A 15,373-nucleotide genomic window follows, 5' to 3' on the forward strand; every position below is an offset into this window, starting at 1 on the left:
CTCTCCTGCGTTCGCGCATCACTTACCGCTCCCGTAGCGCCCGAAGCGACGAGAACCCGGTACCGACGTAGACGGCTCCGTCGAGGACCGCCGGAGAGGAGAGCGCCGAGTCGCCCGGATGCGTCCAGCGCACGCTCCCGTCCGCGACCGACAGGGCGTAGATCGATCCGCCGTTGACGCCGCTGGTGCCGACGTACGCCGTCCCGTCGACGACGGCGGGCCTGGAGGCGACGGCGGTCCCGTACTCGCTGGCTTCGACGGTCCACCGCTCCACGCCCGTCTCGCGGTCGTACCCGCGTACCGACAGGCCGACGCCCGCGATCAGCGTCTCCTCGCCGACCGACGCGCCCGTTCCCGTCCACTCGTTCGTCGCCGCCCGCCAGCGCCGCTCGCCCGTCTCGGCGTCGAGCGCGACGAGTGCCCCGCTCACCGCGTACGTCTCGGGGTCCTGAGAACTCCCGGTGGCGTAGACCACTCCGTCTGCGACCGAGGGGGCACCGAACACGGGACCGGCGGTCTCGAACGCCCATCGCTCGGAGCCGTCCTCCCGCGACAGCGCCCTCAGGCGCGCCCCTCGACCCCCGACGTACACCGCGCTCCCGTCGACGGCGACAGACGCGATGACGGGGTCGTCGGCCTCCCGTCGCCAGACCTCGCTCCCGTCGCGCACGTCGAGCGCGAGGAGGCCGCCCCCGGCCGTCCCCACGTAGGCGACGCCGGCGTCGACGGCGGGTGACCCGAACACCGCGCCGCCCGCGTCGACGCGCCAGCGCTCTTCTCCCGTGTCCGCTTCGACCGCGACGACCTCACCGCTCGTATCGCCGTCGCGGATGTTTCCCGCCACGGTCCCGAAGACGACTGCGCCGTCGGCCACGGCGGCAGCCTCGACGACGCGTCCGTCCGTCTCGACCCGCCACCGGGGCGCGCCGGTCGCGGCGTCGAGCGCGACCATCCCGCCGCGGTCGGACTCGACGTACACGTTTCCGAAGCCCACGTAGACGGTGCCGTCCGCGACGACCGGCGAGGCGCGCGACGCGCGCCCCGTGTAGGTCCACGCCTGCTCGACCGCCTCCGTCGGCCCCATCGTCCGGTCGTCGCGGCCGGTGTTGGCGGCGTCGTAGCCGAACTGCCGCCACGCGTCGGTGACGGTTACGGTGGCGACCGGCACGCCCGCGACCGCGACGGTCCGCTCGCCGGGACGTCCGAGGTCCTGTCGCAGGGTCTCCGTCCGCCGCTCGCCCCCGGCCAGGTCGACCGCGACGCTCCGGCGGTCGCGCCCGTCGACCGTCGCGGTCAGCGTCGCCGTTCGTCGCACCGTCGCCCGGTTCTCGACCGTAACGGCGAGCGCGACCGCGCTCCCCGCCGGGCACGTTCGAGCGTCGGATCGCGCGTCGCGGACGACGATCGCCGGCTCGACGCGGATGGTTCCGGCGTCGACGCCGTCGACCGAGAGGGCGTACGTCCCGGCCGCCTCGAACGTGCGCGAGACGGACGCGGTGACGCGCTCGCCGGCCGGAACGCGCACGGTCGTCGAGGAGACGACCGCTCCGTCGACGGCGAACGCGACGGTGGCCGTCCCGTCCTCCTCCCCGTCGTTGACGACGACCGCCTCGACGCGGACCGACTCGCCGGCGTAGAGTCGCCTCGGGTTCACCTCGACCCGCTCGACCGCGATCGAGGGGCCGCGCTGACAGCCGGCGAGCGCGCTCACCCCCGCCGCTGCCCCCGCCTCGAGCACGGATCGTCTGGTAACTCGGTGCACGCTCGCGCCTCGGTCCGAGGAGCGGAAAACGTTATCTATCTAGTGACATTCTCCGATTCAGTTCGGTCGGTTCCCCGGCCACCGCCTCGTCGGCGCTCGCCGACCCCCGCGCTGCGATCGACGCCGGGCGCTGCTGTGCTACCGCCTGACGACCGGTTCGGGGTGCCGCCAGTCGACGTCCACGACGCCTGTCACGCTCCCGCGGCGACCCTCCCGGCTCACCACCTCGAACGTGCGGTTCTCGCTCTCGGGGGTGAACAGCGCCGCCACGAGCAGGCGCGCCACGTCCGCGCGCGGGATCGACCCCGAGACGGTGTCCCCGCCCTCCCCCACGAGCACGTCGCCGGCGGCGGGGTCGTTCGTCAGGCCGCCGGGGCGGACGATCGTGTAGTCGAGGCCCGACCGGCGGAGGTGCTCCTCGCTCGCCTCCTTCGCGTCGAGGATGCCGAAGAGGTCGAGCAGCGCGCGGAACGGTCCGGGCATGCCCTCCTTCGAGTCGCCGACCCCGATAGCGGAGACGAGCACGAACCGATCGACGCCCTCGTCGGCGGCGGCGTCGACGAGGTTGACGACCCCCTCGCGGTCGACGAGCGGGCCGCGGAGGAGGTTCGCCCCCGGCGTCGAGCCGACCGCGCAGATCACGGCGTCCGCGCCCTCGACCGCCTCGCGGGCGGTCGAGATGGCGAGGAGGTCGCCGACGACGACCTCGTCCGCGCCCTGTAACTCGAGGGTCTCGACCGTCTCCGGCGAACTGGTGAGCGCCCGGACGCGGATCCCCGCGTCGAGGAGCGCGTCGAGCACGTCGCGGCCGGTTCGGCCGCTCGCCCCGGCGACCAGTACTGTCATCTCGGTCATACGTCGGCGGAGGTGTCCCGGCTCCTTCGTCCTTTCGCGCGCGGCTACGCGTCGCGGAGGTCGTCAACCGCGCGGAGGCGGAGCGCGCTCGCCGCCACCTCGTCGGCCCGTCGGACGATCTCGGCCTCCAGCGTCGCCGGTTCGACCGCCGTCCGTCGCGTGTGCGAGAGGACGACGTGCGCCACCTCGACCGGCAGACCGGCGCGGTCGACCACCGCCGCGCCGTAATGGGGGTGGCCGAGCAGCCGACCGACGGCGGTCTCCTCCATGCCGTCGAACTCGTACAGCTTCGACACGTCGTGGACCAGCGCCCCCGCGAGCACCGCGTCGATCGCGGGATCGTATCCGCGTTCGACCAGCGCCTCCGCCAGCGCGACGGCGGCGGCGGTCACGTCGCGGACGTGCTCGACGAGCGTCGCGTCGGGGAGGTCGAGCCGCCGCTGGGCGGGCGGGAACCACGGGACCGCGTCGAGGTCGTCGATCTCGTTGTCCGCGATCGCGGTCGTCCACGCCTCGCGGACGCCCGATCGCAGGTCGTCGTCTCGGATGGCGGCGAGTTTGGGAAACGCGCGGTCGATGTCCGGGTCGCTCATACCACCGCCTCGCACCGCCGGACCGAAGCGGCTTCGGAATCCCGTGGAGCGCCCCGGGTCCGACGCCGGCTCGTCCTCCAACCGTCACCCGACCGTCCTCCATCGACCTACTTTCCCACACTACTGTCTCTGAGCTAACTCTTAAGACGATCGAGTGAAACTCTCGACCGGATGTCTATCCGATTCACGCGACGGGGATTTCTGGCCGCGACCGGCGCGTCGCTCGCGCTCGCGGGGACGGCGAGCGCGGCGCCCGATCCCGTTCGATTCGCCACGTACAACATCAGGGACCTCACGACCGGGCAGGTCCAGACGCCGGGCGACCCGCAGGCGGAGGCGGCCGCGCGGGTCGTCCAGGAGGCCCGGCCGGACGTGCTGGCGCTCAACGAGGTCGTCAACAACCGACAGGAGGGCGTCCGCACCGACCGCACGAACGCCCGCGCGTTCGTCGAGAACTACCTCTCGGTCCCGCAGCGGGACTTCCTCCGGGGGATCGACTACGAGCACGTCTACGTCCCGAGGAGCAACACGGGCGTCCACAGCGGCATGGACCTCGACGACGACGGGGTCGTCGACGACACGCCCGGCGACCGGACCTACGGCAACGACGCCTTCGGCTACGGCGAGTACCCCGGCCAGTACGCGCTCGCGCTCCTCAGCCGGTACCCGCTCGACGAGGCGGCCGTCCGGTCGTTCCGGACGTTCGTCTGGGCGGACATGCCCGGGAACCTGATCGTCCGGGACGACGACTACGACGTCTACCTGACCGAGGAGGAGGCGGAGCGGTTCCGGCTGTCCTCGAAGACGCACGTCGACGTGCCCGTCGAGGTGGGCGACCGCACCGTCCACGCGCTGCTCGCGCACCCCACGCCGTCGGGGTTCGACGGCCCGGAGAACTTCAACGGCCGGCGCTGTCACGACGAGGTGCGCCTGTTCGCGGACTACGTCGCCGGGGCGGACTACCTCTACGACGACGACGGCGTCCGAGGCGGGCTCGATCCGGACGCCTCCTACGCGCTCCTGGGCGACATGAACGCCTACCCCGGTCAGGCGGACAACTTCGACGCCGCCACGGAGTTCCTCCTCGACAACCCCGACTTCGACGCGCGACCCCTGCCGACGAGCCCCGGCGGCGCGCGCCGGGGGAACCCGCGCGCGACGTTCGACTCGAACGTCACCATCGACTACGCTCTCCCCTCGCCCGACCTCGACCGCCGAGGGGCGGGCGTGGTCTGGCCGGCGAGGTCGTCGTCGCGTCGCGGACTCGGTGCCGCCGCGGAGGCGGCGTCGGACCACCGCCTCGTCTGGGCTGACCTCGCCCCCGGGCGCTGATCGGGAGTATCGCGGGCGTCCATCGAGTCTCTCCGAGAGGCTCGAACACCGTACCCGGTCGAGACTCGCCGTGTCTCCGGCCGGCTACGATACTCCCTATGTGCCCGCGTGATCCGTCCGACGACCACCCGCCGGGACGCGACGGTCGGCGGGGAGCGTCGGTCGGAGTTTTACTCGCGGCGGCCGTCGCCCCGACATGGACGCTCCGACGTCGGATCGCCGCCTCGTGACGCTCGGCGTCATGCTGGGCATCTTCCTCGCGGGCATCGACGGTACCGTCGTGAGCACCGTGATGCCCACCGTCGTCGCCGACCTGGGCGGCCTGCGCCTCTACTCGTGGGTCTTCGCGGCGTACATGCTGTTCGCCGCCATCTCGATGCCGCTGTTCGGGCGGCTGTCCGACATTTACGGCCGGAAGCGGCTGTTCTACGTCGGCGTCGCCGCCTTCGTCCTCGGGAGCGCGCTCGCGGGGCTCTCCCGGACCATGCCCCAGCTCATCGCCTTCCGCGCGGTGCAGGGCGTCGGCGCGGGCGCGATGTTCGCCATCCCCTACACCATCCTCGGGGTCATCTACCCGCCCGAACAGCGCGGCAGGGCCATCGGCTACGGGAGCGCGGTCTGGGGGATCTCGAGCGTGATCGGCCCGCTGCTCGGCTACCTCATCGTGACGACGCTCGGCTGGCGCTGGGTGTTCTACCTCAGCGTTCCGGTCGGGATCGGCGCGGTGGCGCTCATCGCCCGGTCACTGGAGGAGACGACCGGCGCGGCGGACCCGCACGTCGATTACGCGGGCGCGCTCGCGCTCTCGGTCGGCGTCGGCGCGCTCCTCCTCGCGCTCCAGTTGTTCGAGACGGCGGGGACGGCGGCGGGCGCGCTGGCGGTCGGCGGCGTCGCCGCCCTGGTCGCGTTCGTCCGCGTCGAGCGGTCGGCGCGCGTGCCCATCCTCCCGCTCTCGCTGTTCGACGACCGCGTGTTCGTGGTGACCAACGCCGTCGGCTTCCTCTCCAGCTTCGTCGTCTTCGGGGCGATCACCTACGTGCCGCTGTTCGTACAGGCGCTGCGCGGCGGGGCCGGGGCGGCCGCGCTCGCCGTCTTCCCGATCTCCATCGGGTGGTCCGGGACGAGCTTCGTCTCCGGTCGCCTCGTCAACCGGTTCGGCGAGCGCGCGCTCATCGCGACCGGGACGGCGCTCCTGACGCTCGGCTTCGGCGCGGCGACGCTGTGGACCGTCGTGACGCCGCTCTCGATCATCGTCGCGAACGTGTTCGTGATGGGGGTCGGCATGGGGGCGCTCACGCCGCCGCTGCTGACGGCCATCCAGAACCACCTCGGAACCGAGCGCATGGGACTTGCGACCTCCTCCCAGCAGTTCTTTCGCAACCTCGGCGGGACGATCGGCGTCGCCGTCCTCGGGGTCGCGCTCAACGTCGTCCTCCGCGAGCGGTTCGCGTCGCTCCCCGGCGTGTCGAGCATCGGCGACCTCCAGCGGGCCCTGCTCGCCTCCGACAGCCCGCCAGACGGCCTCGCGGCGGCGATGACGGAGGGACTGACGGCCGTCTTCGCCGTCTCGGTCGTCGTCTGTCTCGCCGCCGCGGGGCTGGTCGTCTACCTGCCGCGACTGCCCGGGGGGACGGCGGCCGCGCTCGGGGACGACGACTGAACCCGCGAAACGAGCGGCGCGTAGATCGCGGAAGCGAGGCGGGGGCGTTCGCGTAGCATGGACGAACCGGCACCCCGCACGCTTCCACTGGGTGCGTTCGGACGCGGCCAGTTGAGTGTATCGGTCCCTCGGCGAAAAATCGGAAGAACGGCCAACGAAAACTATATTTAGTTGCTGAATGTCGTATCTTCGAGCAGGTACGGTCGAGGAAAGAGGATCGGTGCGGGAGGGGGTCGTCCGGCGCTCGCGCTCCGCCGCGTCGCCGCGGTGTACGTCTACCTGAGGCGGACGCAGTCGAAGCCGCCGCGGTGGATGGGCAGGCTTGAGACGGCGACGCCGAGGCTCTCGTTCGCGCTCGGCTTCCTGCTGCTCGGACTGTTCCCCAGCGATCTCCTGACCTCGATCGCCGTCGGTTCCTACCTCGCGGCCCACGGCGAGCCGTGAACCCACTCTCTCGGGTTCGTCGCGCTCACGCTGCTGTTCCTGGCTCCCGTCGCTCGCGCGCTCGCGTTCGGGGAGCGGGGGGAGGAGGTCCTCCCGAGGGCTCGCGACTGGATGAACGCGAACTCGTGGCTCGTGAGCGAGGTCGTGATCCTGTTCTTCATCGCCATGAACGTCAACGACCTCGTGGGATGAACGGTCCCGAGATCGATCCGACCCGCCGTCGCACCGTCCTCCGGGGGCGGGCGCGAACCGTCGGTAAAACCGCGATTTGACCCTTCGAGGCGTTTATTCCGCGATAGCGCGTACTCGCCTCCGCCCGGTGGCTGACCGCGGAACCCGGTTCAGGTATCGGGCACGCGACTGGCGCTCCGCTCCGGGTGGGCGTCGCAGGATGTGCGTCTCCTCTCCCCGACGATCTTCCCCTCTCCCCACCTCTCGCCGGAATCGCGGGATTGCGATCCGGCCGACCGCGGGCTACGAGCGGCGGGACAGCCGACGGCGGATCCTCGACCGGTCCCTCCCCCTCGGCGTCATGTCGCTTCGCCGCGTAGATCACGTACAGCCCCGTGAGCATCGACGGGCCGGGGCGATCCCCGTGACGGTCGGGCGACGCGGACGCTTTCCGGCGGCGATCTCACCGGCCCGGATGACGGTATCGAGGGGGCGCGGGAGCCGGGCGCGTCCGGGCGCGTCGCTCGACGGCGCTCGACTGATCGCTCTCGGGTCGGGCGAGCGACGCGCCGCCGGAGCGCCCGATCAGAGGTCGTCGGGGAGGTAGGAGTCCTCCCACTGCCGTCGGGACTGGATGGCATCGCGCCCCTTGTCGGAGAGCGTGTAGTAGTTCGTCCGCCGATCGATCTGTCCCTTCTCCACGTAGTCGTTGTTCACGAGCGTATCGAGGTTCGGATAGAGTCGGCCGTGTGTCACTTCGGCCCCGGTGTCCGCCTCGATCCGGTCCTTGATCTGCTGTCCGGACGGTCGACCTTCGCCGGCGATGACGTAGAGCAGGTCGCGCTGGAATCCTGTTAGCTCGAAGAGCGTCATTGTCCACTGACCGTTCTTCTGCTGGTACCATTGTTAGTCGGGTCCTCCTCGACGCCCACTCGCTGTTTCACCGGGCTTACACGCCGCGCGTCGGCACTAGGCGCACCGATATAAATCACATCGAACAGGTTCGAACAAATATTCCGACGATAACACGTGCAACGATTTGACGCCGTCACGCCGGCGAACCGGACGACGTAATCGGTTATTCAGCGAGGTGGATAGTCAGTGCAACGGATGCAACAGTGTTACCCACCGGGTACGAAACCGTATGGCGTCATTTACAGCGTGTGAAGGAGTGTTAAACGGCGCTATCTCTCCCGTTCTAGACATACCGTCGCCTCCTCGGCGGACGGCGTCGCAGTTCGGTCACTCCGGTGACGTTTTGGACCCGTCGTGGGGCAGATCGGGGTCGAGCGCGACGCTCCGCGGCCGTCGGTCGCTCCCCTTCGTTCCGCCGTCACCAATCGACGGCTGAGTGGGTGACCCCGGCGGGTGTCGGCGTTCGAACGGCCGTCACGACGGCCCCGTCGACGATCCGGACGTCGTAGCCAGCGTGGGTGAACTCGATGACGGTTCCCTCCCTCGCCAGCGCGTCGAGCGCGTCCGGATCGACCGATTCGTAGAGCGGCGGTAGATCGACGGGGTCGACGGCTAACTCGGCCGAGATCGCTTCGACGACACGGGTACTCACGTCAAGCATATTGAGGAACCGGAAATGCGTTGTAATAAGTTTGTTGTTCGCGTGACCTTATCCGAGGTACGATAGTCGTAGGTACGTACTACTCGGACGGCACGCTCCTCAAGGGGGTTCGTCGTCCGCGGCGCGAACCGAGCGTACCGCCTCGGTCGCCCGCGGGCTGGATGCGCGAGTCGATCCGTCGCGTCTCGCGAGAGGAGACGTACTGGGCGGTTACACCGACGGTAACCGCCCGGTAGCCGTCCGGCGCGGCGGGCGCGGCCTCGGGAGTCGCTCGGCCGATACCCGACCGGACGGATAACCGAGACGTAACAAAGGGGGTTGGCGGTGAATCGGCGATCGCTAACAGCCGCGGCGGCTGGCGGCACGAGGCCCAGACAATGAGCACCGAACAACGCGACGCCGATGGACCGGAGATCGAGTTCCTGCAGCTGTCGGACTTCCGCATCAAGCTGACGACGGACGACGACGCGTGGATCATCTCCGACAAGTGGTACGACCTCGACGCGAAGCGCTGACGGCGACCGCACCGTCGAACGTCCCCGCGACGGCACCGGCACCGGCACCGAAGGCGGAGAGCCGGACGCGGGTCAGAACGTCCCCGGGAAGAGGACGTAGACGAACAGTAGCGTGAGCGCGCCGGTCATCAGTCCGTAGTAGGCGAGCGGGATGAGCTCGTAGCGGATGACGCGACCCTCCTCGCCGACCAGCCCGACCACCGCGAGCGCGGCGACCACGTTGTGGACGGCGATGAGGTTCCCGATGGCACCGCCGACCGCCTGCGAGGCGACGACGATGGTCCGCGAGACGCCGAGGTTCTCGGCGACGTTGTACTGGAACGTCCCAAACAGGATGTCGCTCACGGTGTTCGACCCGGCGAGGAACGCGCCGAACGCGCCCACGAAGGGGGCGAACAGCGGGTAGATCCCACCGGCGGCGTTCGCGGTCGCGTTCGAGAGCACGCGCAGCATGCTCTCGGTGCTCGCCGCCTCGCCCGACTGGATCATGATCTGCACCGTCCCGACGGCGAACAGCAGCGCGACGACGGCGGGCGCGACCTTCTCCGCCGTCTCGACCCACGCGTCCCTGATCTCCCCGCCGCTCATCCCCTGGAGCGGGATGGTCACGAAGTGGACGAACACGAACACCGCGCCGGGGAGGTACAGGAGGGCGAAGTCGTTCTCGAGTCCCGTGCCGAGGATGTCGCTCCAGACGAACACCAGGTTGCTCGTCAGGAACTCCGTGACGGGGTCGACGACCCGCGTGATCACGAGCAGCAGCGCGAGCAGCGCGTAGGGCGTCCACGCCTTCCAGAGGGGCATCGCCGCCGACTGCCCGGACGAGTCGGCGACGAACCCACCGTCGGCGGCGATCGCGCCGTCCCTGTCGCTCGACTCGCCGGGTTCGATGTCGCCGACCCAGTGGTCGGGCCAGACGCTCCGGGGGGCGAAGTCCCACTCCTCGTCGGGGTGGAAGAAACCCGCCTTCAGCGCGCCGACGGTGACGGCGAGGCCGACCATCGCGCCGATGAGGCCCGGGAAGACCGGGCCGATGAGGTACGCCGTGAGCCAGTAGGGGACGGCGAACGACGCCCACGCGAACAGCGTCAGCGGGAGCACTTCGAGCGCCGGACGGACGGAGCGCTCCTCGCCGAAGAAGCGCGTCATCATCGCCACGCCGATGAAGGGCAGGAACACTCCGACGACGACGTGGAACGTGGCGGCCCAGACGCCGATCGTCGCCACCCACTCGGGGACGGGCGCGCCGCCGGGCGTGGCGACGTTCGCGGTCTCGAACACGTCGATGAGTCCGATGATGAGCGGCGTGCCCACCGCGCCGAACGTGATCGCCATCAGGTTCCCCGTGAGGGCCACGACGACGGCCGCGAGCGGCGGGAAGCCGAGCCCAACCAGTAGCGGACCGACGACCGCCGCGGGCGTGCCGAACCCGGCGGCGGCCTCGATGAACGAGCCCATCAGGAACACGAGCAGCACGACCTGCACGCGGCGGTCCTCGCTGATGGAGGCGAAGCCGGCGTTGATGGCGTCGAACGCGCCGGTCCGCTTCAGCGAGTACAGGAGGAGGATCGCCCCGAAGACGATCCAGAGGATGTTCGCCGCGGTGATGAAGCCGTTGATCGTCGCGGCCGCGACCCACGCCGGCGTCATCCCCCAGCCCACGAAGCCGACGACGACCGCGGAGAGCCAGGCGACGGGCATCGCCCGCGTCGCGGGCCAGTACCGGACGACCATCAGGTACGCGATGACGGCGAGCGGGAGGACCGCCATCGCGATCTCGACGACGCTAGCCACGGAGGGCCACCTCGGACCCGACCGTCACGCGACCGTTCTCGACTCTTTCTGGCATGGAACTGGCATAGCAGCACCCCGATTTATAATTATCGTTTATTGAACGGCGTCTGATACGTTAATCGGAGCGAAACGGGGCACTGCGACGCCGGTCCGTCGAGCGGCGGTCCCGTCGTTCGCCCGGCCGACCCGTCGTCGCCGTCCCTTCGAACCGACGAGCGCCCGCCGCGCCGTCGGTTCGCGTACCGTCACCTCTCACCCGTGATCCGGGCGTATCGACCGCGGTTACATTCGTATGTGGCGGCGTAGTCCGGCGGTTTCTCGGCCGATCCGTCCGCGACTCTCCCGGCCGCGGGTGCGAGTCGCACGATCGCGACGGCCTTTACACACGTGTGTACAGGAAGTACAGTCGTGTGTAAAGGCTTATGCAGTCGAGTGTGGTGGGGTAGCGCATGGCGGACCGACCGTCGGACGAGCGGGTCAGAAACGAGTTCGGTCAGTACGCGGATCGGATCCCCGCGCTGGCCGCGCTCGAAGTCTTCGAGGCGCGGGAGGATCGTGCTCGCCCCCTGACGGCCACCGACGTCATGGAGGCGCTCGACTGCTCGCGGCGGACGGCGCACAACAAGCTCGACGAGCTCGTCGAGCGCGACCTCCTCGCGACGCGCAAGGTGAGCGCCCGGGGGCGCGTGTGGTGGGTCCCGATGGAACGTCCCGGCGACGCGGCCCGGCCGTCGCGCTCCGCGACCGCGGAGCGGGAGGTCGCCATCGAGCGGGTGGACCTGCCCGGCTCCGGCGAGACGCTCGCCGACAGGCGGGAGGCCCTCCGCGCCGCCTACGACTACCTCAGGGCCCACCCGAGCGCGAAGAAATCGGACTTCCTCCGGGACGTGTTCCCCGAGAACCCCGCCGGATACGAGACGGCGGAGGGCTGGTGGAACGCGATCCAGCCGGCCCTCAAGGACCTTCCCGGGGTCGACCCGCCGAAGGAGCGGGGCCACATCTGGCACTTCCTCGGCGGGTAGCGCCGACTCAGTAAGTATAACCGTACCGCCTCCCGGACAGTACCTAACGCGGAGACGCGTGTGCGATGTATATGGACGCGAGTCCCTCCCGGCGGTCCGCGCGAGGTCGGGGCGTCGACCGGCGTCCGCCGCGGACTCGTCCGGAGCGCGGGGTCGACGGATGAGCTCCGACCGGACGACGGACGGGGACGCCGAGTCCGACCGCTACGCCTCGGACGCCGACGGCCGCGAGTACCGCGGGTCGGTGTACATCCCCGTCGCCTACGACAACCTGGCGGCGGCCCCCGACACTGACGAGTATCCCGACGACGGGACCGGGGGTCGGTTTCGGCTGCTCGACCTCCCGAAGGTCCCGAAGGTGAGTCACGTCGTCGGGCCGAGCGCGATCATGCTCGGCGCGTCGCTCGGCAGCGGCGAAACGCTGTTCTGGCCGCTGCTCGTGGCCCAGCATGGGTGGGCGCTCTACTGGGCGTTCTTCGTCGGGGTGCTGACCCAGTTCGTCGTCAACACCGAGATCCAGCGCTGGACGCTCGCGACGGGCGAGAGCGTCTTCCGCGCGTACGACCGCGTCCACCGGTACTGGCCGTGGTTCTTCCTGATCGCGGGGTTCGTCAGCCTCGGCTGGCCCGGGTGGGCCGCGAGCGCAGCGAAGATCGGGGCCGCCGGCCTCGGCCTCGGTCGCTACCAGCTTCCCGGCGTCGGCGTCACGCTCGTCGGCTGGCGCACCTTCGGGATCGTCCTGATGGTCCTCATCTGGTCGACGTACCAGCTCACGCCGCTCGTCTACAACGTCGTCGAGCGGTTCCAGCTCGTCCTCGTCGGGCTCGCGATCGCGTTCGCGCTACTCCTGTTCGCCGTCGTCGCCCCGTTCGGCGAACTCGCCGCGGTGCCGGCCGGAGCGGTCAGCGTCGGGGCGCTGCCGCCCGACCGTGACCTCGCGGTCTTCCTCGGCGGGCTGGCGTACGCCGGGGCGGGCGGCTACCTCAACCTCTCACAGAGCCTCTGGGTGCGGGAGAAGGGCTACGGGATGGGGCGATATCAGGGTCGCGTGAAGAACCCGCTCATCGGCGACGACCCGGAGCCCGTCCAGCGCGACGGGTTCTTCTTCCGACCGACGCCGACGAACTTCGCCCGGTGGCGCGAGTGGTGGCGCGTCGCCCAGCTCGAACACCTCCTGACGTTCGTGCTCGGCCTCCTCGTCGGCGCGACGGCGCTCATGGCCGTCGCGCGGGCGTTCGCGGCGGGCACGCGGGCGAGCGCCGTCGACATGTGGCTGCTCGAGATCGTCCCCGCCGTCGGCGGCGCGGGCGGGGCGCTCGTCTACGTGGTGCTCTTTCTCGCGCTGTTCACCACCGAGTTCGCCATCGTCGAGTCGTTCGTCCGAAACAGCGCCGACATCGTCTACGAGACCTACGGCCGAACCGCGGGGTGGAGCCTCTCGCGGATCTTCTGGCTCCTGCTGACCGTCTTCGCGGGGTGGGGCGTCCTGATCCTCCTCCTACCGATACCGGTCGAGGACCCGTTCAGCCTCCTCGTCGTCGGCGGGGCGATGTCCGGGATGATGATGTGGCCGTACATCGTCCTGACGCAACTGATCAACGTCACGCGCCTCCCCGAACCCGTCCAGCCCGGCTGGGCCCGCCTGATCGCGATGTGGTGGGCGGCCGCCTTCTTCGGCTACTTTTCGGTCCTGCTCCTCGACGGGGCGATCGCGGCGACGCTCGGCGTAGACGCGTTCCAGGCGGACGTCGCCGTGATCGGGAGCGCCCCCGGCGGCTACCTCCTCTGGCTCGCGTTCTTCCTCGTACAGGGGTACGCGATGGTTCGAACCGTCCAGCACAAGCTCCGGTCGCGGGGAACCGTCGACGGCGCGGCGCGGGCGCGCGGGCGCTTCCCGTGACGTGATCGGCGCTCGCGCTCCGCGGTCGGTCCGATTCGCCGAGCGATCCGACGAGCGCCCCGCCGGAACGAGCGCCGCGGCGTCGACCGTCCACATCCACAACGTTTATGTGATGGTATCACTCGGTGACACACGTCCGGTGGAGAGGAGACAATGGGTGACGTTTCGCACACCGGACGATTCGACTTCGTGTGCAATCGCCCCGCGCCGCGCGGTACCCCCTGGGCGTAACCGCCCCTGATCTGCGGCTCGTCCGCGCGGAGACGGTCTCAGTCCCGCGGGGCGGGGCGATTTCGATCCGAACTGACTCGTTCGACCGCCGAGCGGTGCGACGACCTCGGTCCCCCCGGCCTCCGGCAGGTTGAAACCGCCGACACGCGGAGGTGGACACGCATGTCCGTCGTCACGTCGGTCGGGGCCGCGCTCGTCGCGGGGAGCGTCCTCGGCGTCCGCCACGCGCTCGAAACCGACCACCTCGCCGCCGTCGCGACGCTCGTTCGCGACGGGCGGGCGGAGCGAACCCCGGGTGCGATCGGCGTCTCGTGGGGGGTCGGACACGCCCTCCCGATCCTCGCCGTCGGGCTGGCGTTCGCCTGGCTCGGCCTCCGGGTGCCCGACGCCGTCGGTAGCGTCTTCGAGGCCGTCGTCGGCGTCGTCCTCGTCGTCCTCGGCGCGCGGATGCTCCTCGGCGCGCTCGGCGCACTCGACGCCTACCGGCACTCCCACGGCCTGCGCGCGGTCCACGCCCACCTGCGGATCGGGGGCGCGTCGCTCGGTCTGTCCCACCGTCACCTGCACGGCGACTCCTTTCTCGTCGGCGTCCTCCACGGCCTCGCGGGGAGCGGGGCGCTCGTGGTCGTCCTCGCGTCGACCGCGCCGACGGTCGGGGCGGCGCTCGCGTTCCTCCTCGCCTTCTCCGCGCTCTCGGTCGTCACGATGGGGATCGTCTCGGTCGTCTGGAACCGGACGCTCGACACGGCGTTCGCCTCCGCCCTCCGCCTCGCGGCGGGCGCGCTCGGCGTCGGCGTCGGCCTCCTGCTGCTCGCGGAGCAGGTCGCCGCGGTCGGTCCGTTCTGAGGTCGCGCGGTCGGGTCGCCGCCGTTCGACGATCGGACCAGAACGCCCATTGTCGAACCGTCGGCACTGGAGAGCGAATGTCCGACCCGCCCGATCCCGAAACGCGCGAATCGCGCCCACGGTTCACCCGACGGCGACTGCTCGGCGTCGGGGCCGGAACGCTCGCCGCGGCCGTCGCGGTCCCGGCGACGAGCGGCGTCGCCGCCGCCCACTTCCCCGACCGACTCGACGTCGACGTTCGCCCGCGGAGCGATCGGAACGTCGTTCCCGCGCGCGGCCGCGGCGTCGTCCCCGTCGCCGCCCACCGCACGACGTTCGAGCGGGACGGCGAGCGCGTCGTCTTCGATCCGACGACGCGGCCCGAACACTACCGGTTCGGCGCGCCCGACGTCCTCGCGGACGGCGGCGGCGCGCGCCCGGTCCGGGCGGGCCGACCCGTCGACCTCGACGGCGACGGCGACGACAGCCTCCTCCTGCTCTTCCGCGCGGACGAGGCCGGGTTCGAGCCCGACGACGACGTGGCCGAACTCCGCTGGGCGGAGCACGCCGAGGGCGAGCACGGCTACTCGGGCACGGACGAGGTGACCGTCGTCGGCCGCCGGTAGGTCGGCGACGGCCAGTCCGACCGCGACAGAGCGCGGCCGGATCGACGCGCATGTACGTTCGGAGCCT

At 70.6% G+C, this 15,373-nt stretch carries 14 protein-coding genes; 8 read left to right on the forward strand and 6 right to left on the reverse strand.

The window, feature by feature from the left end; all coding sequences use genetic code 11:
• Nucleotides 1-22: 22 nt before the first annotated feature.
• From P1K31_RS00880 to P1K31_RS00890, 3 genes are all read right to left on the reverse strand, one after another.
• The gene (locus P1K31_RS00880) at nt 23-1,762 is read right to left on the reverse strand and encodes an outer membrane protein assembly factor BamB family protein (RefSeq protein ID WP_276304392.1); all 1,740 of its coding nucleotides are present in this window, start codon (nt 1,760-1,762) and stop codon (nt 23-25) included.
• A 138-nt stretch (nt 1,763-1,900) separates the two neighbouring features.
• Nucleotides 1,901-2,608, reverse strand: a complete 708-nt coding sequence (locus P1K31_RS00885) for an SDR family oxidoreductase (protein WP_276304393.1) — start codon at nt 2,606-2,608, stop codon at nt 1,901-1,903.
• A gap of 53 nt (nt 2,609-2,661) precedes the next feature.
• Nucleotides 2,662-3,210 carry an HD domain-containing protein gene (locus tag P1K31_RS00890; protein WP_276304394.1) on the reverse strand — a complete coding sequence of 183 codons (549 nt, stop codon included), beginning with the start codon at nt 3,208-3,210 and terminating at the stop codon, nt 2,662-2,664.
• A gap of 171 nt (nt 3,211-3,381) precedes the next feature.
• On the opposite strand from P1K31_RS00890, the gene P1K31_RS00895 reads away from it, so the two are divergent.
• The 3 genes from P1K31_RS00895 (at nt 3,382) to P1K31_RS00905 (ending at nt 6,646) form a co-directional block, all read left to right on the forward strand.
• The gene (locus P1K31_RS00895; protein ID WP_276304395.1) at nt 3,382-4,542 is read left to right on the forward strand and encodes an endonuclease/exonuclease/phosphatase family protein; all 1,161 of its coding nucleotides are present in this window, start codon (nt 3,382-3,384) and stop codon (nt 4,540-4,542) included.
• A gap of 196 nt (nt 4,543-4,738) precedes the next feature.
• Entirely contained in the window at nt 4,739-6,202 is a 1,464-nt protein-coding gene (locus P1K31_RS00900; RefSeq protein ID WP_276304396.1) for an MDR family MFS transporter, read from the forward strand.
• Nucleotides 6,203-6,469: 267 nt separating this feature from the next.
• Nucleotides 6,470-6,646, forward strand: a complete 177-nt coding sequence (locus P1K31_RS00905; RefSeq protein ID WP_276304397.1) for a sulfite exporter TauE/SafE family protein — start codon at nt 6,470-6,472, stop codon at nt 6,644-6,646.
• A 756-nt stretch (nt 6,647-7,402) separates the two neighbouring features.
• On the opposite strand, the gene P1K31_RS00910 is transcribed toward P1K31_RS00905, so the two are convergent.
• Both P1K31_RS00910 and P1K31_RS00915 read right to left on the reverse strand, forming a co-directional pair.
• Nucleotides 7,403-7,690 (reverse strand): PadR family transcriptional regulator, encoded by a 288-nt coding sequence (locus P1K31_RS00910; RefSeq protein WP_276304398.1) that lies wholly within the window; start codon nt 7,688-7,690, stop codon nt 7,403-7,405.
• A gap of 460 nt (nt 7,691-8,150) precedes the next feature.
• Nucleotides 8,151-8,393, reverse strand: coding sequence for a HalOD1 output domain-containing protein (locus P1K31_RS00915; protein ID WP_276304399.1), 243 nt, complete (start codon nt 8,391-8,393; stop codon nt 8,151-8,153).
• A 377-nt stretch (nt 8,394-8,770) separates the two neighbouring features.
• On the opposite strand from P1K31_RS00915, the gene P1K31_RS00920 reads away from it, so the two are divergent.
• On the forward strand, nt 8,771-8,908 hold the full coding sequence (locus P1K31_RS00920; protein WP_276304400.1) for a hypothetical protein: 138 nt from the start codon (nt 8,771-8,773) through the stop codon (nt 8,906-8,908).
• A 72-nt stretch (nt 8,909-8,980) separates the two neighbouring features.
• On the opposite strand, the gene P1K31_RS00925 is transcribed toward P1K31_RS00920, so the two are convergent.
• Nucleotides 8,981-10,678 carry an L-lactate permease gene (locus P1K31_RS00925; protein WP_276305758.1) on the reverse strand — a complete coding sequence of 566 codons (1,698 nt, stop codon included), beginning with the start codon at nt 10,676-10,678 and terminating at the stop codon, nt 8,981-8,983.
• Between the two features lie 473 nt (nt 10,679-11,151).
• Here P1K31_RS00925 and P1K31_RS00930 point away from each other — a divergent pair, with 473 nt between their 5' ends.
• The 4 genes from P1K31_RS00930 (at nt 11,152) to P1K31_RS00945 (ending at nt 15,306) form a co-directional block, all read left to right on the forward strand.
• Nucleotides 11,152-11,724 carry an ArsR family transcriptional regulator gene (locus P1K31_RS00930; RefSeq protein WP_276304401.1) on the forward strand — a complete coding sequence of 191 codons (573 nt, stop codon included), beginning with the start codon at nt 11,152-11,154 and terminating at the stop codon, nt 11,722-11,724.
• A 160-nt stretch (nt 11,725-11,884) separates the two neighbouring features.
• Nucleotides 11,885-13,624: an Nramp family divalent metal transporter gene (locus tag P1K31_RS00935; protein ID WP_276304402.1), complete on the forward strand. Its 1,740-nt coding sequence runs from the start codon at nt 11,885-11,887 to the stop codon at nt 13,622-13,624.
• 393 nt (nt 13,625-14,017) lie between these two features.
• Nucleotides 14,018-14,701, forward strand: coding sequence for a hypothetical protein (locus P1K31_RS00940; protein WP_276304403.1), 684 nt, complete (start codon nt 14,018-14,020; stop codon nt 14,699-14,701).
• Nucleotides 14,702-14,778: 77 nt separating this feature from the next.
• Entirely contained in the window at nt 14,779-15,306 is a 528-nt protein-coding gene (locus P1K31_RS00945) for a hypothetical protein (protein ID WP_276304404.1), read from the forward strand.
• Nucleotides 15,307-15,373: the final 67 nt, after the last annotated feature.

It is taken from the genome of Halomarina halobia (assembly GCF_029338575.1).
GTDB lineage: Archaea > Halobacteriota > Halobacteria > Halobacteriales > Haloarculaceae > Halomarina > Halomarina halobia.